Annotated in this window: 22 protein-coding genes; 9 read left to right on the top strand and 13 right to left on the bottom strand. The window is 55.1% G+C overall.

What is annotated here, in order from left to right; all coding sequences use genetic code 11:
• Nucleotides 1-97: 97 nt before the first annotated feature.
• Nucleotides 98-1543 (top strand): sigma-54-dependent transcriptional regulator, encoded by a 1446-nt coding sequence (locus tag THINI_RS01895; protein ID WP_002706993.1) that lies wholly within the window; start codon nucleotides 98-100, stop codon nucleotides 1541-1543.
• On the opposite strand, the gene recD is transcribed toward THINI_RS01895, so the two are convergent.
• Complete coding sequence (recD, locus tag THINI_RS01890; protein ID WP_002706992.1) at nucleotides 1540-3201, bottom strand: exodeoxyribonuclease V subunit alpha; 1662 nt, start codon at nucleotides 3199-3201, stop codon at nucleotides 1540-1542. The genes THINI_RS01895 and recD overlap by 4 nt on opposite strands.
• Complete coding sequence (gene galU / locus THINI_RS01885) at nucleotides 3198-4103, bottom strand: UTP--glucose-1-phosphate uridylyltransferase GalU (protein WP_002706991.1); 906 nt, start codon at nucleotides 4101-4103, stop codon at nucleotides 3198-3200. Before galU ends, recD begins: the two co-directional genes overlap by 4 nt.
• Before the next feature lie 218 nt (nucleotides 4104-4321).
• Here galU and THINI_RS01880 point away from each other — a divergent pair, with 218 nt between their 5' ends.
• The 6 genes from THINI_RS01880 (at nucleotide 4322) to THINI_RS01855 (ending at nucleotide 12996) form a co-directional block, all read left to right on the top strand.
• Complete coding sequence (locus THINI_RS01880) at nucleotides 4322-5044, top strand: GntR family transcriptional regulator (protein WP_002706990.1); 723 nt, start codon at nucleotides 4322-4324, stop codon at nucleotides 5042-5044.
• A complete protein-coding gene (gene prpB, locus THINI_RS01875) occupies nucleotides 4992-5888 on the top strand; it encodes a methylisocitrate lyase (protein WP_002706989.1) in 897 nt (298 codons plus the stop codon). The genes THINI_RS01880 and prpB overlap by 53 nt, the downstream gene beginning before the upstream one ends.
• Before the next feature lie 20 nt (nucleotides 5889-5908).
• Complete coding sequence (gene prpC / locus THINI_RS01870; protein ID WP_002706988.1) at nucleotides 5909-7057, top strand: bifunctional 2-methylcitrate synthase/citrate synthase; 1149 nt, start codon at nucleotides 5909-5911, stop codon at nucleotides 7055-7057.
• Between the two features lie 105 nt (nucleotides 7058-7162).
• Nucleotides 7163-9769: a Fe/S-dependent 2-methylisocitrate dehydratase AcnD gene (gene acnD, locus THINI_RS01865; RefSeq protein WP_002706987.1), complete on the top strand. Its 2607-nt coding sequence runs from the start codon at nucleotides 7163-7165 to the stop codon at nucleotides 9767-9769.
• A gap of 128 nt (nucleotides 9770-9897) precedes the next feature.
• The gene (gene prpF / locus THINI_RS01860) at nucleotides 9898-11085 is read left to right on the top strand and encodes a 2-methylaconitate cis-trans isomerase PrpF (protein ID WP_002706986.1); all 1188 of its coding nucleotides are present in this window, start codon (nucleotides 9898-9900) and stop codon (nucleotides 11083-11085) included.
• A 21-nt stretch (nucleotides 11086-11106) separates the two neighbouring features.
• Nucleotides 11107-12996: a propionyl-CoA synthetase gene (locus THINI_RS01855; protein WP_002706985.1), complete on the top strand. Its 1890-nt coding sequence runs from the start codon at nucleotides 11107-11109 to the stop codon at nucleotides 12994-12996.
• 69 nt (nucleotides 12997-13065) lie between these two features.
• On the opposite strand, the gene THINI_RS26955 is transcribed toward THINI_RS01855, so the two are convergent.
• The 3 genes from THINI_RS26955 to THINI_RS01845 all read right to left on the bottom strand — a co-directional run bounded on the left by THINI_RS26955 (nucleotide 13066) and on the right by THINI_RS01845 (nucleotide 13906).
• Nucleotides 13066-13197, bottom strand: a complete 132-nt coding sequence (locus THINI_RS26955; RefSeq protein ID WP_281054667.1) for a hypothetical protein — start codon at nucleotides 13195-13197, stop codon at nucleotides 13066-13068.
• Nucleotides 13198-13331: 134 nt separating this feature from the next.
• Nucleotides 13332-13595, bottom strand: a complete 264-nt coding sequence (locus tag THINI_RS27115) for an HNH endonuclease (protein ID WP_169314577.1) — start codon at nucleotides 13593-13595, stop codon at nucleotides 13332-13334.
• The gene (locus tag THINI_RS01845; protein WP_002706984.1) at nucleotides 13592-13906 is read right to left on the bottom strand and encodes a hypothetical protein; all 315 of its coding nucleotides are present in this window, start codon (nucleotides 13904-13906) and stop codon (nucleotides 13592-13594) included. The genes THINI_RS27115 and THINI_RS01845 overlap by 4 nt, the downstream gene beginning before the upstream one ends.
• Nucleotides 13907-14065: 159 nt before the next feature.
• Between THINI_RS01845 and THINI_RS01840 the strand changes: the two genes are divergently transcribed.
• A complete protein-coding gene (locus THINI_RS01840) occupies nucleotides 14066-17281 on the top strand; it encodes an Eco57I restriction-modification methylase domain-containing protein (RefSeq protein WP_002706983.1) in 3216 nt (1071 codons plus the stop codon).
• A gap of 22 nt (nucleotides 17282-17303) precedes the next feature.
• Here THINI_RS01840 and THINI_RS01835 read toward each other — a convergent pair whose 3' ends face one another.
• From THINI_RS01835 to THINI_RS01825, 3 genes are read right to left on the bottom strand one after another with little or no spacing between them, the layout of a single operon-like run.
• The gene (locus tag THINI_RS01835) at nucleotides 17304-17870 is read right to left on the bottom strand and encodes a Uma2 family endonuclease (protein ID WP_002706982.1); all 567 of its coding nucleotides are present in this window, start codon (nucleotides 17868-17870) and stop codon (nucleotides 17304-17306) included.
• Nucleotides 17870-18229, bottom strand: coding sequence for an HVO_A0114 family putative DNA-binding protein (locus THINI_RS01830; RefSeq protein WP_002706981.1), 360 nt, complete (start codon nucleotides 18227-18229; stop codon nucleotides 17870-17872). Before THINI_RS01830 ends, THINI_RS01835 begins: the two co-directional genes overlap by 1 nt.
• A 40-nt stretch (nucleotides 18230-18269) precedes the next feature.
• Entirely contained in the window at nucleotides 18270-18512 is a 243-nt protein-coding gene (locus tag THINI_RS01825) for a toxin-antitoxin system TumE family protein (protein ID WP_002706980.1), read from the bottom strand.
• Nucleotides 18513-18537: 25 nt separating this feature from the next.
• Between THINI_RS01825 and THINI_RS26950 the strand changes: the two genes are divergently transcribed.
• Nucleotides 18538-18663: a hypothetical protein gene (locus THINI_RS26950; RefSeq protein WP_281054666.1), complete on the top strand. Its 126-nt coding sequence runs from the start codon at nucleotides 18538-18540 to the stop codon at nucleotides 18661-18663.
• A 117-nt stretch (nucleotides 18664-18780) separates the two neighbouring features.
• Here THINI_RS26950 and acnB read toward each other — a convergent pair whose 3' ends face one another.
• The 5 genes from acnB to lpdA form a co-directional block, all read right to left on the bottom strand.
• The gene (gene acnB, locus THINI_RS01820) at nucleotides 18781-21384 is read right to left on the bottom strand and encodes a bifunctional aconitate hydratase 2/2-methylisocitrate dehydratase (RefSeq protein WP_002706979.1); all 2604 of its coding nucleotides are present in this window, start codon (nucleotides 21382-21384) and stop codon (nucleotides 18781-18783) included.
• A gap of 84 nt (nucleotides 21385-21468) precedes the next feature.
• Entirely contained in the window at nucleotides 21469-22773 is a 1305-nt protein-coding gene (locus THINI_RS01815) for a citrate synthase (protein WP_002706978.1), read from the bottom strand.
• Between the two features lie 65 nt (nucleotides 22774-22838).
• Complete coding sequence (gene sucD / locus THINI_RS01810) at nucleotides 22839-23711, bottom strand: succinate--CoA ligase subunit alpha (RefSeq protein ID WP_002706977.1); 873 nt, start codon at nucleotides 23709-23711, stop codon at nucleotides 22839-22841.
• Nucleotides 23708-24877 (bottom strand): ADP-forming succinate--CoA ligase subunit beta, encoded by a 1170-nt coding sequence (gene sucC / locus THINI_RS01805; protein ID WP_002706976.1) that lies wholly within the window; start codon nucleotides 24875-24877, stop codon nucleotides 23708-23710. Before sucC ends, sucD begins: the two co-directional genes overlap by 4 nt.
• A gap of 118 nt (nucleotides 24878-24995) precedes the next feature.
• Nucleotides 24996-26432: a dihydrolipoyl dehydrogenase gene (lpdA, locus tag THINI_RS01800; protein WP_002706975.1), complete on the bottom strand. Its 1437-nt coding sequence runs from the start codon at nucleotides 26430-26432 to the stop codon at nucleotides 24996-24998.
• Between the last annotated feature and the right edge of the window lies 1 nt (nucleotide 26433).

The following is a 26433-nucleotide window of genomic DNA, read 5'->3' as shown; positions in this document are numbered from 1 at the left end:
TTAATTTCTCCAGGGAGCCTACGCTCGAAGCGAGCCAAATGTGAGAAAATCCTGGGATTGTTGAATGTTTGCCGGATTCAATCAGAGGCTTCTTACCATGTCTGACACCATCCTCATTATCGAAGACGAACGCCTGCTGGGCAGCGAACTGCAACTGCATTACCGTAAGCAAGGCTATGAGGCCATCTGGGCAGAAAACTGCTTTGACGCCCGCCGTAAGCTGAAAAGCCGCAGCATCGACCCGCTGGTCGTGCTTTCCGACCTCAACCTGCCGGATGGCAACGGGCTGGACTTATTGGAAGAAAACCCCGCCAGCCTCAACGGTTGCGAATGGGTATTCCTGACCGGCTATGGCGATGTACCGGACTCGGTACGCGCCCTGCAACTCGGCGCTTTTGACTTCCTGACCAAGCCGTGTCCGCAGGAACAGCTAGACATGACCGTGCACAGCGCCATGCGCAGCGCCCAGGCGCAACGCCGTTTGCTGGCCGGGGCTAACGATGCCAGCCAGCGCTACACAGTCGACAGTTTCATCGGCGGCAGCCCGGTCACGGAACAGACCCGGCAGATGCTGCAACAGCTCAGCCAAGTGCCCTACAGCGCGCTGATCCTGACCGGCGCAACCGGTACCGGCAAGGGCTTGGCCGCGCGTATCCTGCATTACAACAGCACCCGCGCCAAGGAACCACTGGTGGAACTGAATTGTGCCGCCCTCCCCAAGGATCTGATGGAGTCAGAACTGTTCGGCCACGAAGCAGGCTCTTTCACCGGCGCAAAAGGCCGCCACCGCGGGCTGATTGAACAGGTCGACGGCGGTACGCTATTCCTGGATGAAATCGGCGAAATGCCGCTGGATTTGCAGGCCAAACTGCTGAAAGTGCTGGAAGACCGCAAAGTGCGCCGCCTGGGTGGCGAGCGCGAACTCAGCGTCGACATCCAGATCATCGCCGCCACCAACCGCAACCTGCAAAGCGAGATCAGCGCGGGCAATTTCCGCGCTGACCTCTACCATCGCCTGAGCGTATTTGAGCTACGCCTGCCTGCGTTGAAGGAACGCGCCACTGACCTGCGCGAACTGATACCCACGCTGCTGGCCGAATTCAACGCCAAAACCGGCAAGAAAGTCAGCCAACTGTCGCCGCGCGTGTGGAACATGCTGGAACGTTACCCATGGCCGGGCAATGTGCGCGAACTGCGCAATGTGCTGGAACGCTGCGTGATGCTCTCCACCTCCAGCCTGCTGCCGGAACAGTGGTTGCAGTTGCAGGCCGCGCCATTACCGGAGAATGCTGAAAACAGCCCCACCACACCTGCCACCTTGCCGACAGTCCCGGCAGGGATGCCTGCACCACCCGATAATGGCGGAGATTCCGGCAACATTTGCTTCCCGCTGGATGGCAGCATGGGGCTGGACGACATGGTGGGCAACATCATCAGCCAGATGCTGGTTATGCATGATGGTAATGTGACCGAGGTCGCGCGGGTACTGAACACGACGCGCGAAAAAATCCGTTACCGGATCGAGAAGTTCCAGTTGCGTTAAGCCTGCCCCGGCGTTTTGTCTGCTTGTAGACGTTCCTGCAAACAGGATGCGGGCGGTGTTACCTGCCGCAATGCCCTGCCCAGCGTCGCGCGGGTGGCCAAGATGTGAAGCCCCTGTTTTGCCCGCGTCACCGCCGTATACAACAATTCGCGTCCCAACAAAGGCAAATCTTCGCCTTCCGGCAGGATCAGTAAAACCCGTGAAAACTCCGACCCCTGGCTTTTGTGGATGGTCATCGCCCAGGCTGTTTCATGCGCAGGCAGCCGGATCGGCGCAATTGCACGGTATTGCCCCGCTTCGCCCGCGGGGAACCAGATACGTAAGGCTCCGTTTTCATCCGGCAAGGCAATGCCAATGTCACCGTTAAACAGGTTCTGGCGGTAGTCATTCTGGGTGACCATGACCGGTCTGCCCGCATACCAGGGCTTTTGCGCGCCATCGTGGACGGGCAACAGGCGCTGCATCACCCCATCCACCCAGGGGTTCAGCGATTCCACCCCCAACCGGCCTTTGCGCAGTGGCGTAAGGATGCGCAAGGCGTTGAATGCACGGAATACAGCCTCCCGACCACCACCGCTGACCGCTGCCACATAATCCCGCCAGCCGTTACGCAGCCAGTCGGTATCCAGCCCTGCCGGGGATTCATCCAGGGTCACATCGCTGTAGGCGGGCGAATCCAGCACTGCCAGCAAATGCCCTTCATCCGCGCGACGGATGGCTTGCGCCAGTTGGCCGATGCCATCTTCGGCAACGAAGCGGTAACTGGTTTGCAGCACTACCCGGTTTCCGGCCAAAGCATCGCCGCTACACAAGTCGCGGAAAATCGAGCCGGTTTCCACCGACGCCAACTGATCCTTGTCACCCAGCAAAATCAGCCTCGCGTCTGGCGGCACAGCCTCAAACAAATGTGTCATCAGGGAAATGTCGATCATGGAGGCTTCATCCACAATCACGACATCCGCAGGCAGCGGGTTGTCGGCATGGTGGCGAAAACCCACCCGGTTGGGGATATACCCCAGCAAGCGGTGCAAGGTGCTGGCCTGATCAGGGATACGGCTGGAAACTTCTTCCGGTAAAGCCAGACGCTGGCGGGTTTCGCGGATGGCTTCCTGCATCCGCATTGCTGCCTTACCGGTAGGCGCGGCCAGCAGGATGCGGGCAGGGTTGGTTCCCGCCTCAATCAGATGGGCAAGGATACGGGTAACTGTCGTGGTCTTGCCGGTTCCTGGCCCGCCGGAAATGATCAGGAAACGGCTGTCTTTGGCCAGCTCGACAGCTTGCTGCTGGAGATCAGAAACCTCCCCCTCCACACTCTCTATCCCCCCCTTTGAAAAAGGGGGGATAGGGGGGATTTTCTCTTTAATACAACGTGCCAGCCGTTCCTCATACAGCCAGTAGCGGTATAACCAGGCATGGGTAGCGCTCAGGATCAGGGGCTTATATTCGCCTTCCTGGCCAATCACCGGTGAAGAATGTAGCGATTCCCAGTCTGTCACCGGCGCATCCGCCAAAGGCGCGGCAATCACCCCATCACGGGTACGGGCGCTGACGTATTTGACCAACGCCTGCAGATTGCGTGCATCGGCATGGCCTGCATCCAGCCGCGACAACAGCCCGGCCAAATGCTCGTCAAGCGGATGCGGCAGCGGCTGGATCAAAGCGTTTTCACGTATTCTTTCAGGAAAGCATTGAAGCGTGCACCAACCTCGGCGTGGCGGGATGCGTATTCGATGTTTGCCCGCATGTAGCCCATCTTGGAGCCGCAGTCGTGGCTCTTGCCGGTAATGTGGAAGGCATTGATCTGGTATTCGCGCATCAGCAAGCCAATAGCATCAGTCAACTGGATTTCATCACCCGCACCCAGCGGGGTACGCTTTAACCAGCCCCAGATATGCGGCGACAACACATAACGGCCTACTACCGACATATTGGAAGGTGCTTCGTTTGGCCGGGGTTTTTCCACGATGGCCGTCATAGGCACAGAACCACCAGGTTCCAGTACGTGCCCGTTAATGTCCACTACACCGTAGGAAGACACTTTTTCCATCGGCACCGGCTCAACCATGATCTGGCTGAAGCCAGTTTCGTCGTAAAGCTCCAGCATCGCGGCCAGGTTGTCCTGGGTCAGGTTGCTGGCGGCATCATCGATAATCACATCCGGCAACACGACCGCCACTGGTTCGTTGCCGACAATCGGGTGGGCGCACAGGATGGCGTGCCCCAACCCTTTCGCCTGCCCCTGGCGCACATGCATGATGGTGACATCAGTCGGGCAGATCGAGCGCACTTCATCCAGCAACTGGCGCTTGACGCGCTTTTCCAGCATGGTTTCCAGCTCAAAACTGGTGTCAAAATGGTTCTCGATAGAATTCTTGCTGGAATGCGTCACCAACACGATTTCTTTGATACCGGCGGCTACGCATTCATTGACTACGTACTGGATCAGAGGCTTGTCCACGATCGGTAGCATTTCTTTGGGGATGGCTTTGGTGGCAGGCAACATGCGCGTACCCAGACCTGCGACCGGGATGACGGCTTTGCGGACTTTATGCTTATTCATACGTAAAACTCTCTGGAATCATTGAACAACTGATGGTAGGGCATTTTACCATTGTTCTACCCGTCTCATGTCAAAACTTCCCAGCTTAACGGTTACTGTAGACAAAATACAAAAATAAAGCTTTATTTTGTCTACAAATTGAAAGAAAAACTTCAGTTTTTCGTCGGAATATGTATACTTAAGAGAGAGATTGTCAACAATCCAGTAGGAACCACACCATGTTAGCACCACATACAACACCAGAAGGCACACTGGCAGATGTCGCCTCTACACGATTGACACAGGCCATCATCACGGGAGAATTGCTCCAGGGGCAAAAACTGAACGAAGCCGATCTGGCGGAACGTTACGGCATTGGGCGCGGCCCCTTGCGCGAAGCTTTGCGCCAGCTGGAAGGGATGCGCCTGGTTAGGCGTATACCACATGCAGGTGCACGTGTCGTTACCCTGAACCGCGAGATGATGGCGGATTTGTACGCCGTGCGCGAAGCGCTGGAAGGCATGGCCTGCCGTACCGCCGCAACCCGCATGACAGAAGCCGAAATTGCCAACCTCAAGGAACTGCTGGACAAACATGCCGAGCAGATTGAAGCCACCGAAGGGCAGATTTATTTCCAGAATGAAGGTGATTTCGACTTTCACTACCAGATCGCACTGGGTAGCCGTAACCAGATGCTGATCGACCTACTGGCAGGCGAGTTATACCAGTTGCTGCGCATGTGCCGTTACCGCACCAGCCGCCTGGCGAAACGCACCCGCCCTGCCCTGCAACAACACCGCCATATCGTCGAGGCGATTGCCGACCGCGACGGTGAACTGGCCGAAATGCTCATGCGCCGCCATATCAGCGGGGCATGGAAAAGTATCAGTGACATGATGGACGAGGAATATGACAGCAAAGCAAACCCTTTCTCCCGGTCAAAAGCTGCGTCAGGCAGTTGAAGCCACTCCCCCCCTGCAAGTCGTCGGGGCCGTAACCGCCAACAGCGCCATCATTGCCGAAAAGGTAGGCCACAAAGCCCTGTACCTGTCTGGTGGTGGTGTTGCGGCATCCTCTTTAGGTATTCCGGATTTGGGCATTACCACCCTGCACGATGTATTGGAAGACGCCAAACGCATTACTGCGGTCACTTCCCTGCCACTGCTGGTCGACATTGACACCGGCTGGGGTGGTACCTTCAATATTGCCCGTGCAACCCGAGAAATGATTCAGGCTGGTGTAGCTGGTTTCCACATCGAAGACCAGGTTATGCAGAAACGTTGCGGCCACCGCCCCAACAAGGCCATCGTTTCCCAGCAGGAAATGGTTGACCGTGTGAAGTCTGCGGTGGATGCCCGTACTGATGATAGTTTCGTCATCATGGCACGTACCGATGCGCTGGCGGTTGAAGGTATGCAATCCGCCATCGACCGCGCCATGGCGTGTGTGGAAGCAGGCGCTGACATGATCTTCCCGGAAGCGATGAACAAACTGGAACAATACGCCGAGTTCACCAAGGTTGTGAACGTACCGGTACTGGCCAACATCACTGAATTCGGCGCAACCCCGCTGTACACCACCGAGGAGCTGGCCGGTGTTGGCGTCAAGCTGGTGTTGTACCCGCTGAGCGCTTTCCGTGCGATGTGCAAAGCTGCCGAAAATGTCTACACCCATCTGCTGAACGATGGCACGCAAAAGAATGTGATCGACACCATGCAGACCCGTATGGAACTGTACGACACCATCGGTTACCACGCATTCGAACAAAAACTGGACCAGTTGTTTGCCGAAAAAGGCGCAGAGTAAGGAATCAGGAGGAGAGATTCATGTCTGAACAGATTTTGCCAAAAGCCAAAAAATCCGTCGCCTTGTCCGGCACTGCCGCAGGCAATACCGCCATCTGTACCGTAGGCCGTACCGGTAACGACCTGCACTACCGTGGTTACGACATTCTCGACTTCGCCGAACAGGCCGAGTTTGAGGAAATTGCCCACCTGATCGTACACGGAAAACTGCCGACCGCTGCTGAGCTGAAAGCGTATAAAGCCAAGCTGAAATCCCTGCGTGGCCTGCCGATGCCGGTCAAGCAGGCGCTGGAAGCCCTGCCGCCGTCTACCCACCCGATGGATGTGATGCGCACCGGCTGTTCTGTCCTCGGCGCTTGCCTGCCGGAAAAGGAGCACATGCCTGCTGCCGACGCCCGCAACATCACCGACCGGCTGATCGCCAGTTTCGGTTCCATGCTGCTATATTGGTATCACTATGCCGTCAATGGCCGTGTAATCGACGTGGAAACCGACGACGAAACTGTCGGCGGGCACTTCCTGCACCTGCTGCACGGTGAGAAACCCAGCGAATCCTGGGTGCGTGCCATGCACACGTCCCTGATTCTGTACGCGGAACATGAATTCAACGCCTCCACCTTCACCGCCCGCGTCATTGCTGGCACTAACTCTGACATGTATTCCTGCATTACCGGCGCGATTGGTGCGCTACGTGGCCCCAAACACGGTGGCGCGAACGAAGCTGCCCACCGCATCCAGACCCGCTACAACAGCGCGGATGAAGCGGAAGCCGACATCCGTGAACGTGTTGCGAAGAAGGAAATCGTCATTGGTTTCGGCCACCCGGTTTACACCATCTCCGACCCGCGTAACGTCGTGATCAAGCGCGTTGCCAAACAACTGGCGGAAGAAAACGGCGACATGAAGATGTATGACATCGCTGACCGCCTGGAATCCACCATGTGGGAACTGAAGAAAATGTTCCCGAACCTGGACTGGTTCTCGGCGGTTTCCTACGGGCAGATGGGCATTCCGACCGACATGTTTACGCCGATTTTCATCATTTCGCGCGTGACTGGCTGGGGTGCGCATGTGATTGAGCAGCGCGAAGACGGCAAGATCATTCGCCCGAGCGCGAACTATACCGGGCCGGAAGGGCTGGAGTTTGTGCCGCTAGCAAAGCGTGGTTAAAAGAATGCCGTAGCAAAGAGGGCGTATGCAATACGCCCCTACTCAGATCATCCCTGTAGGGGCGTATTGCATACGCCCTCTTCGGAGAGCAAGAATCAGGATATTATGAACACCGAATACCGCAAAAACTTACCCGGAACCAACCTGGACTACTTCGACACCCAGGCAGCCGTTGAAGCCATCCAGTCCGGTTCCTACACCAAACTGCCCTACACCTCCAAGGTGCTGGCAGAACAACTGGTGCGCCGCTGCGAGCCGGAAGCACTGACCGATTCCCTCAAACAGCTGATCGAGCGCAAACGCGACCTGGATTTCCCATGGTATCCGGCACGTGTAGTGTGCCACGACATCCTCGGCCAAACCGCACTGGTAGACCTCGCTGGTCTGCGTGACGCGATTGCCGATCAAGGCGGCGACCCGTCACTGGTCAACCCGGTCGTGCCTACCCAGCTGATCGTCGACCACTCACTGGCGGTGGAAGCCCCCGGTTTCGACCCGGACGCCTTCCGCAAAAACCGTGAAATCGAAGACCGTCGTAACGAAGACCGTTTCCACTTCATCGAGTGGACCAAGACTGCGTTCAAGAACGTCGACGTGATCCCTGCCGGTAACGGCATTATGCACCAGATCAATCTGGAAAAAATGTCGCCGGTGATTCAGGCGCGTGACGGCGTTGCGTTCCCTGACACCTGCGTCGGCACGGACTCCCACACCCCGCACATCGACTCCCTCGGCGTTATCGCCATCGGCGTCGGCGGGCTGGAAGCGGAAACCGTCATGCTCGGCCACCCCTCCATGATGCGCCTGCCGGACATCGTGGGCGTGAAGCTGGTTGGCAAACGTCAGCCGGGCATTACCGCCACTGACATCGTGCTGGCCATCACCGAATTCCTGCGTCAGGAACGTGTGGTGGGTGCCTACGTCGAATTCTTCGGCGCAGGTGCGGACAGTCTCACCATCGGCGACCGCGCCACCATTTCCAATATGACGCCGGAATTTGGCGCGACGGCGGCGCTGTTCTACATCGACGGCCAGACCACCGACTACCTGAAACTGACCGGGCGCGAACCTGAGCAGGTGGCACTGGTAGAAAACTACGCCAAGACCACCGGCCTGTGGGCTGACCAGATGGTAGCCGCCGAATACGAGCGCGTGCTGGAATTCGACCTGTCTTCCGTGGTGCGCAACATGGCAGGCCCGTCCAACCCACACCGTCGCCTGCCAACTTCCGCCCTGCACGAGCGCGGCATTGCTGACGAAGCCAAGCTGGAAGCCGCCAAAGCTGAAGAAGCCCAAGGTCTGATGCCGGATGGCGCAGTCATCATCGCTGCCATCACCTCCTGCACCAACACCTCCAACCCACGCAACGTGGTTGCTGCCGGTTTGCTGGCGAAGAAAGCCAACGAACTGGGTCTGATCCGCAAGCCGTGGGTGAAATCCTCGTTCGCACCGGGTTCCAAGGTAGCCGAGCTGTATCTGAAAGAAGCGGGTCTGCTGTCGGAACTGGAACAACTGGGCTTCGGCATCGTCGCTTTCGCCTGCACTACCTGTAACGGCATGTCCGGCGCGCTCGACCCGAAAATCCAGCAGGAAATCATTGACCGCGACCTATACGCGACCGCCGTGCTTTCCGGCAACCGTAACTTCGATGGCCGTATCCACCCGTATGCGAAGCAAGCCTTCCTCGCTTCCCCGCCGCTGGTGGTTGCTTACGCCATCGCCGGTACGGTACGCCTCGACATTGAGCAGGATGCACTGGGCACTGACAAGTCCGGCAACCCGGTCATGCTGAAAGACATCTGGCCAACTGATGAGGAAATCGACGCTATCGTTGCTGCGTCCGTCAAGCCGGAGCAGTTTAAGGCAGTCTACATCCCGATGTTTGATCTGGGCGAAGTGGAAGCGGCGAAAAGCCCGCTGTACGACTGGCGTCCGATGTCCACCTACATCCGCCGCCCTCCGTATTGGGAAGGCGCGCTGGCGGGTGAACGCACCCTGAAGGGTATGCGTCCGCTGGCCGTGCTGCCGGACAACATCACCACGGATCACCTGTCGCCTTCCAATGCGATCCTGATGAACAGTGCAGCGGGTGAATACCTGCACAAGATGGGTCTGCCGGAAGAGGACTTCAATTCCTACGCGACCCACCGTGGCGACCACCTGACCGCGCAACGTGCTACCTTCGCCAACCCGAAACTGATCAACGAAATGGCCGTGGTCGATGGTGCCGTGAAGCAAGGCTCCCTCGCCCGCGTCGAACCGGATGGCAAGGTCATGCGTATGTGGGAAGCGATTGAAACCTACATGGAGCGCAAGCAGAACCTGATCATCGTGGCAGGCGCTGACTACGGTCAGGGTTCCTCGCGTGACTGGGCGGCCAAAGGCGTGCGTCTGGCGGGCGTGGAAGCGATCGTGGCGGAAGGTTTCGAGCGCATCCACCGCACCAACCTGGTCGGCATGGGCGTGCTGCCGCTGGAGTTCAAGGCTGGCGAAACCCGCAAGACCTACAACATCGACGGCACCGAAACTTATGATGTGGAAGGTGAAATTGCCCCACGTGCCGACCTGACCGTAGTCATGCACCGTGCGAATGGCGAAACCGTGCGTATTCCGGTCACTTGCCGTCTGGATACGGCTGCTGAAGTGCGTGTGTACAAGGCTGGCGGCGTGCTGCAGCGGTTTGCGCAGGACTTTTTGGAAGGAGCTGCGTAAGACCCTCACCCCCCAGCCCCCTCTCCCGGAGGTAGAGGGGGAGCAAGAAATTGCCCCGACTCTTAGCCCCTCTACCTCTGGGAGAGGGGTTGGGGTGAGGGTAAAGGTTTAACAGGAAAGGAACAATTATGTCCCAGATCCCACAAATCAAAATCCCCGCCACGTATATTCGTGGCGGCACATCGAAAGGTGTGTTCTTCCGGCTGGAAGACCTGCCGGAAGTAGCACAGGTGCCGGGTAAAGCCCGTGACCGCCTGTTCCAGCGCGTCATTGGTAGCCCTGACCCCTATTCCGCGCATATTGACGGTATGGGCGGCGCAACTTCCAGCACCAGCAAATGCGTAATCCTATCGAAAAGCTCACGCCCTGATCATGACGTGGATTACCTCTACGGCCAGATCGCCATCGACAAGGACTTCGTGGACTGGAGTGGCAACTGCGGCAACCTGTCCACCGCTGCCGGTGCTTTCGCGATTCACGCTGGCTATATTGATGCCGAACGTCTGGCGCAGGATGGTGTTTGCACTGTGCGTATCTGGCAGGCCAATATCAGCAAGACCATTATCGCGCACGTACAGGTGCGTGACGGTCAGGTGCAGGAAACCGGCGATTTCGAGCTGGATGGCGTGACCTTCCCGGCGGCGGAAATCATTCTGGAATTCCTTGACCCGTCTGATGACAGTGAAGACGGCGGCAGCATGTTCCCGACCGGCAATCTGGTTGATCAGCTGGATGTGCCTGGCGTGGGCAGCTTCCCGGCCACCATGATCACTGCTGGTATTCCGACCGTGTTTGTGAATGCAGCGGATATTGGCTACACCGGCACGGAACTGCGTGAAGCCATCAACAGCGACCCGGCACAACTGGAGCGGTTTGAGAAAATCCGCGTGGCCGGTGCCTTACGCATGGGTTTGATCAAGACCCCGGAAGAGGCACTGACCCGTCAGCACACGCCCAAGATTGCGTTTGTTGCGCCGCCTGTTGACTATGTAGCATCCAGCGGCAAGACCATCAGCGGTTCTGAAATTGACCTGCTGGTGCGCGCCTTGTCGATGGGCAAACTGCATCACGCCATGATGGGCACCGCTGCGGTGGCGATTGGTACTGCCGCTGCCGTACCGGGTACGCTGGTGAATCTGGCTGCCGGTGGCGGCGAGCGCAATGCGGTGCGTTTCGGGCATCCCTCCGGTACGCTGCGGGTGGGCGCGGAAGCTCAACAGGTCAACGGTGAGTGGACTGTGACCAAGGCCATTATGAGCCGCAGTGCGCGTATTTTGATGGAAGGTTGGGTACGAGTGCCCGGCGACGCATTTTAAGAATGAGGAGGAGTCAAACACATGAGTTACAAAGCCGAATACGAACGGTCAATGAATGACCCTGAAGGTTTCTGGAAAGAGAAAGCCGCTGCCCTGAAATGGTTTAAAAACCCTGAAAATATCCTGTCACAGGATGAGCACGGCATTTACCACTGGTTCGCCGACGGCGAAATGAACACCGCTTACATGGCGCTCGACTATCACGTTGAGCAAGGCCGTGGCGACCAGCTGGCGATCATTTACGACTCACCGGTAACGGATACCAAAACTCAGTACACCTACGCCCAACTGCGCGATGAAGTTGCCAAAGCAGCGGGTATGCTGAAAGAGCTGGGTGTAGAAAAAGGCGACCGCGTGATCATCTACATGCCGATGATCCCCGAAGCGGTCATTTCCATGCTGGCGGTGGCGCGTCTGGGTGCTATCCATTCCGTTGTGTTCGGCGGTTTTGCGGCACCGGAACTGGCCGTGCGTATCGAAGACGCGCAGCCGAAGGTGATGATTTCCGCTTCCTGCGGTGTCGAAATCAAGCGCGTGATTGAGTACAAGCCACTGCTGGACAAGGCCATTGCCCTGTCTTCCCACAAGCCGCAAAGCTGTATCATTTTCCAGCGCCCGCAAGCCACTTCTACCCTGATCGAAGGCCGTGACCACGACTGGAACGAGCTGTATGCCAAGGCTGAGCCTGCTGACTGCGTGCCGGTCAAGGGCACTGACCCTCTGTACATCCTGTATACCTCTGGCACTACCGGCAAGCCGAAAGGCGTGGTGCGGGAAAATGGCGGTCATGCAGTGGCGATGAACTATTCCATGCAGGCCATCTACAACGTCGACAAGGGCGATGTGTTCTGGGCAGCGTCTGACGTGGGCTGGGTTGTAGGCCATTCCTACATCGTGTATGCACCGCTGTTACGCGGCTGCACTACCATTGTTTTCGAAGGCAAGCCGATCATGACTCCGGATGCTGGCGCTTTCTGGCGCATCTGTGAAGAGTACAAGGTCAAGACCCTCTTCACCGCACCGACTGCGTTCCGCGCGATCAAGAAGGAAGATTCCGAAGGTGCATTCTTCGGCAAATACGACCTGAGCAATCTGGTGGCGATCTTCTCCGCTGGCGAACGTCTCGACCCACCAACTCAGGAATGGCTGATGGAAAAATCCGGCAAACCGGTCATCGATCACTGGTGGCAGACCGAAACCGGCTGGGGCATCACCGCCAACCTGCAAGGTATTGAGCCTATGCCGGTCAAGCTGGGTTCTTCCACCGTGCCTACGCCCGGCTTCAACGTCAAAATCCTTGACGATGCAGGCAGAGAACTCAGTGCCAACGAGCAAGGTTACATTGCGCTCAAACTACCTCTGCCGCCTAGCTGTTTGGCAACCGTGTGGGGTGATGTCGAGAAGTTCAAGGACAGCTACCTTTCGTCCTTCCCTGGCTATTACGCCAGTGGTGATGGCGGCTACATCGACGAAGACGGCTATGTATTCGTCATGGGTCGCGTCGACGACGTTATCAACGTTGCCGGTCATCGCCTGTCTACCGGCGAGATGGAAGAAGTCGTGGGTGGCCATCCGTCCGTTGCCGAATGTGCGGTTGTTGCCCGCGATGACGACCTGAAGGGTCAGATTCCGATGGGTCTGGTGGTGCTGAAGTCCGGCGTGGAAGCTGACGAAGCTGAGCTTGGCAAGGAACTGGTACAGCTGATCCGCAGCAGCATCGGCGCGATTGCTTGCTACAAGGATACCTACATCGTCAAGCGTCTGCCCAAAACCCGTTCCGGCAAGATTCTGCGCAAGAGTATGCGGCAAATGGTGAACGGGCAGCCTTATGCGGTGCCTTCAACGATTGATGATCCGGGTATCATGCCGGAGATTGAGGCGTTGTTGAAAGAGAAGGGTGTGATTGGGTAAGACCCTCACCCCCTGACCCCCTCTCCCGCTAAGCGGGCGAGGGGGAACAAGAATAATCGCCACTATTTCTTATTTGCGGCGTAGCAACAGCCGCAACAAATCCCGCTGTTCTTTTAGCAGTGTTTGCTGTTCATCCATCAATAACGACATTTGACCGTTCATGTTTTCAAGCAACGCCACCAGTTCGCTGTAACGCTGCAATAACGCTAACTCTTTCGCCCGCTGTGAACGCTTTAACCGGTTGCGTATCAACGGAGAACGATTCAGACGCAAACGTTCTATGGTGAACTTGCCCGTAGGCGTCAGGGGATACAGCAAACCGTCAGCGGCCTCAATCAGATGCAGGTTTGCAACTCAATACGTGGATTCCACAGAACGGGCTGTACATCGCTATCAGGCCAATAATCTGACTTGAAAGCATTACATTTGGTACAGCTGTAAATCAGATTATCAGGGTCATCGCTGCCACCTTTTGCCTGAGGTTGATAGTGGTCAACGGTTAACTCAGCAGCAGTGTCCGTTTCAGTAACACCACAGAACTCACAGGCGAACCCCGCCCGCTCACGTACCAGCAAGCGAGTCTCTGCTGTAATGCTCACGCCGTTTTTTTCAATGGAATAGAAGTCACCAACTGATGGCGCAAGCCCTCAATCTCCTGACGCAATGCATTGTTTTCTGACATGACCTCCTGAATCCGGCGGGTCATGCTCATCAGTTGTACCAGTGTGGTATCTATCTGCGCCTGAAGCCGGGAAACTCCACTGATCCCAGGGGCGGATGCCAACAGATTTGCCTCCTGCGCATCCTGCTCGTCGTACCACGCCTGTAACTGTGCTTGTTCTTCATCGGACAAAGACAACCCACGAGTTGCCTTATCATGTAGTACTTTGCCTAAATTATCGGAAATCATGTCGTTACCTTTTTAAGGGTGAGTATCGCTAAATAGTAGCATGGGGCGCGGAAACATACTTACTTACCTCCTGCCCCCTGAACAGAAGAAAGGGGAAATATAGTTGTCATTGACACGCCTATGTTAAAATTCTCGCCACTCTATTTTGGTTGAGAATGTATGCCTGCTACCCCAAGCCTGTTTCACCCCCGCACCCTCAAGAAAGCCCTTGCCCAGCACAGCAGCCTGAAAGACGGGCAAATTCCCGCAGCCGCCCGCAAGGTGCTGGAAGAATGGCAGAACATGATCACGGATGGCTCCATCCACAAACAAAATGAGAAAAAACTCCAGCCGGAATTTTTCCGTGATTTGTGCGGTACTGTATTGGGCTACAAGAGTTTTAGCCAGAAAGACAAAAGAAGCGGGCAATGGACATTAGGCTATGAGGAAAGCAGTGGGCGGGGCTTTTCCGACATCTGTTTCGGCCATTTTTCTGACAAAGAAAAACAGCGGCTTGCACCCTTTGAACTGAAAGATTCACGCACCAATGATCTGGATGTGCCGATGCTGGGGCGCAAACTTTCTACCGTTGCACAAGCTGCCCAATACGCCGAAAACAGCAAGGGCGAAGCCCGCTGGTATCTGGTTTCCAACTGCATCGAAATCCGCCTCTACAAATACCCGTTTTCCAATCAGGTGTATGAAAGCTGGCAGATTGCCAACCTGATCCAGCCCGCCGAATACGACCATTTCGTGTTGCTGCTGGGCGCAAAAAGCCTGCTGTCCGGTGCAACCGAGAAGCTGTTTGAGCAAAGCCAGCAAGCTGAAAAGGACATTACCAACGAGCTGTATGCCGATTACCGCGATATTCGGGTGAAGCTGATCAATGGCATGAAGCGCGAAAACGGGCGTTTCAGCCGCCAAAGCATGGTGGCGCGTGCGCAAACCCTGCTTGACCGGGTGTTGTTCATTGCGTTTGCGGAAGACCGTGACCTGCTGCCCGCCCATACCCTGCAAACCTATATCAGCGCCAAAGGCGGTTTCGATACCTCGTGGGATATGCTCAAACGCCTGTTCAGGGATGTGAATGACGGCAACAGGCAACGCGATATTCCCCGTTACAACGGCGATCTGTTCAAGCCGGATGAGGTACTGGAAGAACTCAGCATCAGCGATGAACTGCTGAACGAGCTGCAACGCCTGTGGGCCTATGACTTTGATACTGATGTCAATGTCACCATTCTTGGGCATATTTTCGAGCAATCCATCGCTGACCTTGACCAGATTTATGAGTCACTGGATGAACACAGCGACCTGCAACTGGTACAGCAAAAACACGGCACCAGCGGCAAACGCAAGCAGGATGGCGTTGTATACACACCCGATTTCATCACTACCTGGATTGTGCAGAAAACACTGGGCGACTATCTCGACAAGCGCAAACAGGAAATCAGCGCGGAAGCCGAGTCGCTGGCATGGTGGCAGACATATCGCGATATTCTGGCGACCACGCGCATTCTCGACCCGGCCTGTGGCAGTGGCGCGTTTCTGGTAGCCGCTTTCCAGTACCTGAAGCAGGAATACGCGCTGCTTAACCAGCGTTTGCAGGAGCTGGGCGACGAAGGCGACCTGTTCGGCAGGGAGCTGAACCACGACATTCTCAACAACAACCTGTTTGGCGTCGACATTAACGCGGAATCGGTCGAAATTGCGCGGCTTTCGCTGCATCTGGCGACAGCGGAAAAAGGCAAACCGCTGACTTCACTGCGCGACAATATCAAGCAAGGCAATAGCATTGTTGATGACAAAAGCGTGGATAAGGGCGCGTTCAACTGGTTCGGGCGTTTCAAGGAATTTGATGTCATCCTCGGTAATCCGCCGTATGTGCGGCAGGAACGCCTGACACCGATCAAGCCGTATCTGGAAACCCACTATCAGACCTATCATGGCGTTGCCGACCTTTACACCTACTTCTTTGAACTCGGGCTGCGCTTGCTGAAAAAAGGCGGCATGTTGGGGTATATCAGCTCCGGCACCTTCTTCCGCACGGGTAGCGGCGAAAACCTGCGGCGCTTCCTGGCGGTGGAATCCAACCTCAAAACCGTGGTCGACTTTGGCGACTTGCAGGTGTTTGAAGGCGTGACCACCTACCCCGCCATCCTGATCATGGAAAAGCCCAGCCGAGTCCGCAAACAGGCTCCAGCGCAAGCGTTCCAGTTCCTCAACGTCCAATCCACCCACGTCAGCCAGCTTACCAGCGAACTCAGGGAAGCCAGCTTTGGCGAAATGCCGCAAAACAAACTCGCCCTTGACGGCTGGCGGCTCGAAGACGAACGCCTGCAAGCCCTACGCGCCAAGCTCACCAAAGGCAAACGCACCCTCAAAGAAGTCTACAGCTCCCCCCTCTACGGCATCAAAACCGGTTTGATGAATGCTTTTGTTATTGACCAAGAAACCTACCAAAAATTAGTCAGCGCCAATCCACAATCGCTTGATCGGTTAAAACCGTTTTTGGAAGGCAAAGACCTGAAAAAATGGCGAGCAGAATCGCGCAAGTTGTACCTTGTTCTGTTTCCTAAGGGTTGGACACGGCAACAAATAAAATCGCTTGCGGGGCAAGCTCCTACAGAAACTCAAGCCTGGGAATGGTTGAAGCATCAATATCCAGCCATTTGTGAGTGGCTTGAACCTTTCGCTGAAAGAGGTAGAAAGCGCTCTGATCAGGGTGAATTTTGGTGGGAACTCAGAGCTTGTGCTTATTATGATGAATTTGACGGTAATAAAATCATCTATCCTGACATTACTGACCGTTTGAAATTCAGTTTTGACAGCAAAGCTTACTTGTTTGAAACAACTGGCTTTTTCATCAAACAAGCTGATCAATTTCTCTGCGGATTATTAAATAGCGAAGTTGTTTGGTTTTTCTTGCGCAATATGTGCCCTCAAATTCGTGGCGGCTTCTCTCGTCTTAAGACTATTTACATGGAAACTGTGCCGGTGCCGGAGGCGACGGAGGAGCAGAAACAGGCGATAGCGGAATTGGCTGAAAGTTGCCAGACACTGGCAGAACAGCGTTACGCGCTGGAAAACGGTTTCCGTCGCCGGATTCCTGATCTTTGCCCCAAAGACAGGGAAGCGAAACTGTCGCAAAAACTGCAAGCGTGGTGGGAAATGGATTTTGCCGCTTTCCGTGCGGAGGTGAAGAAGGTTTTCAAGCAGGATATTCCCTTCGATGATGTCGATAAATGGGAAGGCCGGTTTGATAAGGACAAAGCAGCGATTCAGAGCCTCGGCTATCAACTGACCGTGAAGGAACAGGCGTTGAATCAGGCGGTTTATGCGCTGTTTGGGCTGGATGAGGTGGAAATCAAATTACTGGAGGAGAGTCTGGCATGATCAAAGGTGTTGAGAATTATCCTTACTCACCAAACACATACCCAAAATCAAGCACATGCCCCGCAAATGGTGGAATCACAAGCTTGCTACAAACCTCCACATCATGGCATTCCACCGAAAAAGCCACACGATAGTGTTCCCTTTCCAGTTCATAGGCAATCAAGGTTTTGTCTTCCGGGGAAATCAGCCAGTAATATGGCACTTTGTAAGCCTGCAAACGCAGCAACTGGGTGAACGTATCTTTGCGCTCATGTCCCGGCGAGGTGATTTCACATACCCAGTCGGGAATGATCTCCATCATGCCGGTAGGGCGGTGCGGAAAACGTTCCTTGCGCCAACCTGCGAGGTCATGGGTTGGGCAGTGATGCTCGCTGTAACGCACGCTGATTTCACTCATGATCCACCAGCCGCCTGAACCATCCTTGCGCCAAAGGGGGAGAAACTGACCGGAGAGACCAGCCTGTGCCATCGCATGTTCGGAACGCGCCATCGGGCGTTTGACAATTTCGCCGTTGATCAGCTCAATGCGTTCGTCCTGCTGGCTGGCAAGCAGCAGGTCGTCGACGGTTTTGAGCTTGGTGGCTTCCATCACGCTGCCCGCTTCAGGTTCATTTTGATGTCCAGATCGTCCCAGGGCACATAAATGAGTTCATTTTCATCCCTTTCAATCAGGCCGATTTCCTGCATGGCTTTCACATCAGTATGTGTGTTTTTGTAATCACGCTTGAGGATTTCGGACAATTTTTTGATGCTGACATGCTCGTGGTTACGCAACGTCGTCACCAATTCCCAACGCTTGGGAGTCAGGTATGACATAAAACCGGAGATGGATTCAAACCTCAGACGGTTAAGGGGAGTGGCCGCCTTGCCACTTTCCCAGGCTTCGATAACATCGGTGAAATCATCGTCCATATCACCGATACTGATGATCAAGGTATTATCGCTCATGATTCCCTCACCTGTTAAATATCGTCGTAAAAATCGCTGACTAACTGCCGAAGCTTGTGAAGGTATAAGGGATTTCGACATCGTTGACATGCTTGTGGTCGCCCTTTCCTCGCTCGTTATCGTAGCCGATGATTCGTTTACCGTCTTTGCCGTAGAAAAAACGGTATTTGTATGAATGCTGGCTTCCCGGTACGGATTCTGGCAGTTCCCAAATCACCATTTCGCGGATTGCTCCATCATCGTAACGAGCCTTACGGCGCAAGGTCAGTTTTGCTTCTGGCATAGTATGGTAATTTAAACCATATGTCGTGATTTACGCAAGACTGACTGATCGCGTACCCGTCCAGGGCACTGACCCGCTCGGCACTACCGGCAAGCCGAAAGGCGTGGTGCGGGAAAACGGTGGCCATGCCTTCAACGATGATGCTGTTTGAAGAATCGCCCCAAGGGGCGGGGAATTGAACCCGGAAATGATTAACACCGTGTTTGGCGCACTATGAAAAAGCCCCGACAAGCGGGGCTTTTTCATTCACAAGGAAAGGGTTAGCTGATTACGCAGCCACTACCGGAATATCGCCGACTTTCGCCGCCGCATTCTGATAGCTTTCCATCTTGTCGAAGTTCAGGTAACGATACACATCGCTAGCCATGCTATCGATCTTGTTCGCGAATTCCATATACTCTTCAACAGTTGGCAGTTTGCCCATCACCGCAGCAACTGACGCCAGCTCCGCAGATGCCAGGAACACGTCAGTGTTGGTACCCAAACGGTTCGGGAAGTTACGGGTGGAAGTGGAAACCGCCGTAGAACCTTCCTGAATACGCGCCTGGTTACCCATGCACAGTGAGCAGCCCGGCATTTCCATGCGCGCACCGGCACGACCGTAGATGTTGTAGTAACCTTCGTCGCTTAGCTGGGAGGCATCCATCTTGGTTGGCGGCGCAATCCACATGCGGGTCGGAATCTGCTTGTTGGCAGCGTCCAGCAGCTTGCCCGCCGCGCGGAAGTGACCGATGTTGGTCATGCAGGAACCGATGAAGACTTCATCAATCTTGCGGCCAGCCACTTCAGACAGCAGGTGTGCATCATCCGGGTCATTCGGGGCGCACAGGATAGGCTCCTTGATTTCGTCCATGTTGATTTCGATCACGGCAGCGTATTCCGCATCAGCGTCAGCACGCATCAGGCTTGGGTTCTCCAGCCAGGCTTCCATCTTGCCGATACGGCGCTCGATGGTACGGCGGTCACCGTAACCTTCCGACAGCATCCACTTCAGCATAACAATGTTGGAACGCAGGTATTCCGCCACGGAATCTTCCGACAGCGCTACGGTACAACCGGCGGCAGAACGTTCGGCAGAAGCGTCAGACAGTTCGAATGCCTGTTCAACGGTCAGGTGATCCAGACCTTCGATTTCCAGCACAGTGCCGTTGAACACGTTCTTCTTGCCTTTCTTTTCCACCGTCAGCAGACCCATCTGGATTGCTTTGTGCGGAATGGCATGAACGAGGTCACGCAGGGTGATGCCCGGCTGCATTTTGCCGGTGAAACGCACCAGTACGGATTCCGGCATATCCAGCGGCATGACCCCGGTCGCAGCCGCGAACGCCACCAGACCAGAACCAGCCGGGAAGGAAACACCGATTGGGAAACGGGTGTGGGAGTCACCACCCGTGCCCACAGTATCCGGTAGCAACATGCGATTCAACCAGGAGTGGATAACACCATCACCAGGGCGCAGCGAAACGCCGCCACGGGTCATGATGAAATCAGGCAGGGTGTGGTGAGTATTTACGTCAACCGGCTTCGGGTAAGCCGCCGTGTGGCAGAAAGACTGCATCACCAGATCAGCCGAGAAGCCCAGGCAAGCCAGGTCTTTCAGCTCGTCACGGGTCATCGGGCCAGTGGTATCCTGAGAACCAACAGTAGTCATTTTCGGTTCGCAGTACATGCCAGGGCGAACACCTTCCAGACCACAAGCCTTGCCAACCATTTTCTGCGCCAGTGTGTAACCTTTGCCAGTGTCAGCAGGCTGCTCAGGGGAGCGGAACAGCTCAGATGCACCCAGACCCAATGCTTCACGCGCCTTGTTGGTTAGGCCACGGCCAATGATCAGGTTGATACGGCCACCGGCACGGGCTTCGTCCAGCAGTACCTGGGTTTTCAGGCCGAAGCTGGAGATGACGTCATCCGTACCGTGACGCTTGGCAACGCCTTCGTAAGGATAAACATCAACCACGTCACCCATGTTCATCTGGGAAACATCCATTTCGATCGGCAGTGCGCCTGCATCTTCCATGGTGTTGAAGAAGATCGGGGCAATCTTGCCGCCGAAGCAGTAACCACCCGCGCGCTTGTTAGGAATCCCCGGCATGTCGTCGCCGAAGAACCACAGCACGGAGTTGGTCGCAGACTTACGGGAAGAACCGGTACCTACCACGTCACCGACGTAAGCAACCGGGAAACCTTTGGCTTTCACTGCTTCGATCTGCTTCAGCGGGCCAACAGAACCCGGTACTTCAGGTTCCATACCGTCGCGCGGCATTTTCAGCATCGCATTGGCGTGCAGCGGGATGTCAGGGCGGGACCATGCATCCGGAGCCGGAGACAGGTCATCAGTGTTGGTTTCGCCCGGCACCTTGAATACGGTGACAGTGATTTTCTGTGCGACTTCAGGCTTGGAAGTGAACCACTCACCAGCAGCCCAGGATTCCAGCACCTGCTTGGCAGCAGCATTGCCTGCCTTGGCTTTTTCTTCCACATCATGGAATGCATCAAACATCAGCAGAGTGTGGGAAAGCGCTTTGACAGCCGCAGCGGCAGTTACATCGCTATCCAGTGCGGCAATCAGTGGTTGTACGTTGTAACCACCCAACATCATACCCAACACTTCAACGGCACGAACCTGACTTACCAGACCACAGCTCACTTCACCACTGGCAATGGCCGCCAGAAAACCGGCTTTGACATAAGCGGCTTCGTCAACACCAGCAGGAACACGATTTTCCAGCAGGTCAACCAGAAATGCTTCTTCACCAGCAGGCGGATTCTTCAGCAATTCAACCAGAGCAGCAGTCTGGGCAGCATCCAATGGCTTGGGTGGTACGCCCTGAGCGGCGCGTTCTTCAACGTGTTTGCGATACTCTTGCAACATTATCGATCTCCTCAAAGAAAAACAGTCAGGGTAAATGCCGGGGCATTTACCCTTGATTTGGTTTGCCCAATAAATGCTTACTGCTTAGCGCTGATCCATTGGTACATAAATGCGCTTTTCAGCACCGGTATACAGCTGACGTGGGCGACCGATACGGGACTCTTCGTCACCCATCATTTCATTCCACTGGGAAATCCAGCCAATGGTACGTGCCAGTGCAAACATAACCGTAAACATGCTGACCGGAATGCCCATGCTCAGGAAGATAACACCTGAGTAGAAGTCAACATTCGGGTACAGGTTACGTGACTTGAAGTAGTCATCATGCAAAGCCACCTGCTCCAGTTCACGCGCAATGTCGAACAGTTTCTGGTTAGGGTTGCCAGGTGGCAGACGATCCAGAATCTGGTTAGCCAACTCACGGATAATCTTGGCGCGCGGATCGTAGTTCTTGTAAACACGATGCCCAAAGCCCATCAGACGGAAACGGTCATTCTTGTCCTTGGCGCGATCAACCCACCAGGACAAAGGCTGGCCGGACTTTTCAATCTCACGCAACATGTTGATGACGGCTTCATTAGCACCACCATGCGCAGGCCCCCACAGGGACGCAATACCTGCTGCTACAGCCGCAAACGGGTTGGCCTCGGAAGAACCTGCCAAACGCACCGTAGAGGTGGAAGCATTCTGTTCATGATCAGCATGCAGAATCAGAATAATATCCAGTGCGCGCGCCATCAGCGGGTCAATTTCATACGGTTCGGTCGGTACCGCAAACATCAGATGCAGGAAATCTTCCGTGTATTTCAGACGATTTTGCGGATAGTTGAACGGTAACCCCATGGAATAACGGTAACTCCATGCTGCAATGGTTGGCATCTTGGCAATCAGGCGATGCGCGGAACGCTGACGCTGCTCAGGATCGTGGATATTCAGGTCGTCATGATAGAACGCGGACAACGCCCCAACCACACCCACCATCGTTGCCATCGGGTGTGCATCACGCCGGAAACCGCGGAAGAAACCCTGCACCTGATCGTGCAGCAGGGTATGGCGGGTAATAATATTCTCGAAATCCACCATTTCTATCATGTTTGGCAACTTGCCATTCAGCAGCAGATAACAGACCTCAAGGAAAGTACTGTGTTCAGCCAGCTGTTCAATCGGATAACCACGATAGAGCAAAGTGCCCTCGTCCCCGTCCAGATAGGTAATCTGACTGGAGCAACTGGCAGTTGCCATGAAGCCGGGGTCATAAGTGAAATAACCCAGCTCCTTGTACAGCTTGCGGATGTCGATGGATTTTGGCCCGATAGTAGGGCACAGAACATCCAGCTCGACCTGCTTGCCTGTTACGTTATCAGTTATGGTTACAGTCTGTTTGGTCATGAGGGCACTCCAAAACAATTTCAAAAAAGTAAATCAGGAATCCTGTCAGCAGCAAAAGCCCGCCATCAGGCGAGCTTTGCAAACGCAGCGGCAACACCCTGACCCAGCTCAGCCGGAGAGCGCACCGTAATGACACCTGCTGCTTCCAGAGCCGCGAACTTCTCGTCCGCAGTGCCTTTGCCTCCTGCAATAATCGCACCAGCATGACCCATGCGTTTGCCCTTTGGCGCAGTGACGCCAGCAATATAGGAAACAACAGGTTTGGTAACGTTTGCCTTGATGAAGGCTGCCGCTTCTTCTTCGGCAGAACCACCGATCTCACCGCACATCAGGATGACTTCAGTCTGCGGGTCATTCTGGAACAGGGTCAGCGCATCAATGAAGTTAGTGCCCGGAATCGGGTCGCCACCGATACCGATACAGGTACTTTGACCCCATTCATTGGTCTGTTTGACCGCTTCATAAGTCAGTGTGCCGGAACGGGAAACGATACCAACTTTACCTGGTTTGTGGATATGACCCGGCATGATGCCGATTTTGCACTCACCCGGCGTAATGACACCGGGGCAATTCGGCCCGATCAGACGCACGCCAAGATTGTCGACAACTACTTTAGCATCCAGCATGTCCAGCGCAGGAATACCCTCAGTAATGCACACGATTAACTTGATGCCCGCTTCAGCAGCTTCAATGATGGAGTCCTTGCAAAAAGCAGCCGGAACATAGATAACGCTGGCATCAGCACCGGTTGCTTCAACCGCATCACGCACTGTGTTAAAAACCGGCAGACCCAGATGGGTAGTACCACCCTTGCCCGGCGTGACACCACCGACCATATTGGTACCGTATGCAATGGCCTGTTCGGAATGGAAAGTACCTTGCTTGCCGGTGAAACCCTGGCAGATAACTTTAGTGTCTTTATTGATCAAAACGCTCATGCGGCTTCTCCTACTGCGGCAACAACCTTACGGGCAGCATCGCCCAAATCATTGGCAGTGATAACCGCCAGTCCACTTTGATCCAGCAGCTCCAGACCTTTTTCAGCATTGTTGCCTTCCAGACGTACCACGACCGGAACGCCAACGTTCACTTCCTGTACCGCCTTGATGATACCTTCAGCAATCAGGTCGCAACGGACGATACCGCCGAAGATGTTAACCAGGATGCCTTTGACGTTGGAATCAGACAGGATGATCTTGAATGCAGCAGCAACACGCTCAGCCGTCGCTGTACCACCCACGTCGAGGAAGTTCGCTGGCTGGCCACCGGAAAGCTTGATGATGTCCATGGTTGCCATGGCCAGACCGGCACCGTTAACCATGCAGCCGATGTTGCCTTCCAGTGCAACGTAGTTCAGATCCCATTCGGAAGCTTCGATTTCACGCGCATCTTCCTGCGACTTGTCACGCATGGCCACCAGTTCAGGCTGACGATACAGGGCGTTACTGTCGACATTAACCTTGCCATCCAAACACAGCAGGTTGCCTTCAGCTGTTACCACCAGTGGGTTGATTTCGACCAGAGACAGGTCTTTTTCCTTGAACATTTTGCCCAGACCCACCAGCATTTTGGTGAACTGGCCAATTTGTGTGCCTTCCAGACCCAGACCGAAAGCCAGTTCACGTCCTTGGTAAGGCATCACGCCAACCAATGGATCAACGGTCGCTTTCAGAATTTTTTCAGGCGTTTCGTGAGCAACTTTCTCGATTTCCATACCGCCTTCGGTGGAAGCCATGATTACGATACGACGGCTGGAACGATCCAGTACGGCACCGAGGTACAATTCACGGGCGATGTTGCAGGTTTCTTCGACCAGCATGGAGTTGACCGGCTGACCGTTCTTGTCCGTCTGGTAAGTCACCAGATTCGTACCCAGCAGGCTACCGGCAACTTCACCGGCTTCCTTGGGAGAGCTGACCAGCTTGACACCACCAGCCTTGCCACGACCACCAGCATGAACCTGTGCTTTGACAACGACCTTGGGGGTTGCAAGGGATGCAGCAGCCTCTTCGGCTTCAGCAGCGGTAGTGGCAACCTTGCCGTTAGGCACAGGCATACCGTACTGGCTGAAAACCACCTTGGCCTGATATTCGTGTAAATTCATCCTCAGTTTCCTTTGATAGTAATTAAACCCGACGCCAATTTGCGGGGGTATACTCGCACAAACGCCACGAATCGGCAGTGAAGCTGATCGTGGCGTTAAGCGTATTTATTAAAATGACTTACTTACGCTTTTTGCCAACGGCATGCAGGGCACGTCCATCAACCGCCAACATGGCCTCATGAATCGCTTCTGACACCGTTGGATGCGCAAATGTCATGCGCATCAGGTCTTCTGCCGAACATTCAGTTTCCAGCGCAATCACGGCTTGACCTACCAGTTCGGAAGCCAGCGGCCCAACGAAGTGTACGCCCAGAATGCGGTCAGTTTTGGCATCAGCCAGCACCTTCACCAGACCATCGGCCTGATCCATTGCCTTGGCGCGACCATTAGCGGCAAATGGGAAAGAACCAGCTTTGTACTCAATACCAGCCGCTTTCAGATCAGCTTCGGTCTTGCCAGCCCAGGCAATTTCAGGGTGGGTGTAAATGACCCAAGGGATAGCGTCGTAATTGATGTGTGGTTTCTGACCTGCAATCTGTTCGGCAACCAGCACACCCTCTTCCGACGCTTTGTGCGCCAGCATCGGGCCGGTAATGCAGTCACCGATGGCATATACGCCCGGCACAGCCGTTTGCAGATGGGCATCAACAACCACGCGACCACGCTCATCCACCTGGACACCGGAATCATCAGCAAATGCGCCAGCAGTATTCGCTTTGCGGCCTACTGCCACGATCAGACGATCAACTGTCAGGGTTTGCTCTCCCTGAGCGTCGTTGTAAGTGACTACAACGCCTGCGTCAGTTGCATCAACCTTGGCCACTTTGGAGGAAAGACGGATGTCCAGCCCCTGCTTCTTGAATTGCATCTGTGCGGACTTGGCAACGTCACGATCAGCAGCAGCAAGGAAATCATCCATTGCTTCCAGCACCACGACTTCGGAGCCGAGGCGACGCCAGACGCTGCCCATTTCCAGACCAATAACACCAGCGCCGATCACGCCCAGCTTGCCCGGAACAGTTTCCCAATCGAGCGCGCCAGCGGAATCGACGATGCGTTCATCCAGCCATTTGGCAATCGGCAATTCGATCGGTACAGAGCCGACCGCGACGATGATGTTGCCCGCGCTTTGGGTGGTAGTTGCGCCATCGTGGCCGGTAACTTCCACCTGTTTGTTAGCCAGCAGCTTGCCACGGCCTTGCAGCCAGGTGATGCCGTTGGCCTTGAACAGCTGTTCGATACCGCCAGTCAGTTGTTGTACGATTTTATCTTTACGGGCAATCATCTTCGCCACGTCGATCTGCAAACCATCGACCGTAATGCCGTGGTCGGCATTGTGTTTGGCGATTTCTTCGTAACGCTCGGAGCTTTCCAGCAATGCTTTGGAAGGGATACAACCCACATTCAGGCAGGTGCCGCCGAGAGCTGGCTTCTGCTGCTTGTTGATCCACTCTTCCACGCAAGCGGTCTTAAGGCCGAGCTGGGCGCAGCGGATGGCTGCGACGTAACCACCGGGGCCACCCCCGATGACGATGACATCATACTTGTCAGACATA

It is taken from the genome of Thiothrix nivea DSM 5205, assembly GCF_000260135.1.
Taxonomy (GTDB): domain Bacteria; phylum Pseudomonadota; class Gammaproteobacteria; order Thiotrichales; family Thiotrichaceae; genus Thiothrix; species Thiothrix nivea.
Note: the sequence above shows the minus strand (reverse complement) of the source record. Positions and strands in the feature narration are given on the sequence as shown.

Bases quoted from the DNA above. Each gene is read 5' to 3' on its own strand.
- THINI_RS01895 (WP_002706993.1), top strand. From the start codon at position 98: ATGTCTGACACCATCCTCATTATCGAAGACGAACGCCTGCTGGGCAGC.
- galU (WP_002706991.1), bottom strand. From the start codon at position 4,103: ATGAATAAGCATAAAGTCCGCAAAGCCGTCATCCCGGTCGCAGGTCTG.
- THINI_RS01880 (WP_002706990.1), top strand. From the start codon at position 4,322: ATGTTAGCACCACATACAACACCAGAAGGCACACTGGCAGATGTCGCC.
- prpB (WP_002706989.1), top strand. From the start codon at position 4,992: ATGACAGCAAAGCAAACCCTTTCTCCCGGTCAAAAGCTGCGTCAGGCA.
- prpC (WP_002706988.1), top strand. From the start codon at position 5,909: ATGTCTGAACAGATTTTGCCAAAAGCCAAAAAATCCGTCGCCTTGTCC.
- acnD (WP_002706987.1), top strand. From the start codon at position 7,163: ATGAACACCGAATACCGCAAAAACTTACCCGGAACCAACCTGGACTAC.
- prpF (WP_002706986.1), top strand. From the start codon at position 9,898: ATGTCCCAGATCCCACAAATCAAAATCCCCGCCACGTATATTCGTGGC.
- THINI_RS01855 (WP_002706985.1), top strand. From the start codon at position 11,107: ATGAGTTACAAAGCCGAATACGAACGGTCAATGAATGACCCTGAAGGT.
- THINI_RS01845 (WP_002706984.1), bottom strand. From the start codon at position 13,906: ATGATTTCCGATAATTTAGGCAAAGTACTACATGATAAGGCAACTCGT.
- THINI_RS01840 (WP_002706983.1), top strand. From the start codon at position 14,066: ATGCCTGCTACCCCAAGCCTGTTTCACCCCCGCACCCTCAAGAAAGCC.
- THINI_RS01835 (WP_002706982.1), bottom strand. From the start codon at position 17,870: ATGGAAGCCACCAAGCTCAAAACCGTCGACGACCTGCTGCTTGCCAGC.
- THINI_RS01830 (WP_002706981.1), bottom strand. From the start codon at position 18,229: ATGAGCGATAATACCTTGATCATCAGTATCGGTGATATGGACGATGAT.
- THINI_RS01825 (WP_002706980.1), bottom strand. From the start codon at position 18,512: ATGCCAGAAGCAAAACTGACCTTGCGCCGTAAGGCTCGTTACGATGAT.
- acnB (WP_002706979.1), bottom strand. From the start codon at position 21,384: ATGTTGCAAGAGTATCGCAAACACGTTGAAGAACGCGCCGCTCAGGGC.
- THINI_RS01815 (WP_002706978.1), bottom strand. From the start codon at position 22,773: ATGACCAAACAGACTGTAACCATAACTGATAACGTAACAGGCAAGCAG.
- sucD (WP_002706977.1), bottom strand. From the start codon at position 23,711: ATGAGCGTTTTGATCAATAAAGACACTAAAGTTATCTGCCAGGGTTTC.
- sucC (WP_002706976.1), bottom strand. From the start codon at position 24,877: ATGAATTTACACGAATATCAGGCCAAGGTGGTTTTCAGCCAGTACGGT.
- lpdA (WP_002706975.1), bottom strand. From the start codon at position 26,432: ATGTCTGACAAGTATGATGTCATCGTCATCGGGGGTGGCCCCGGTGGT.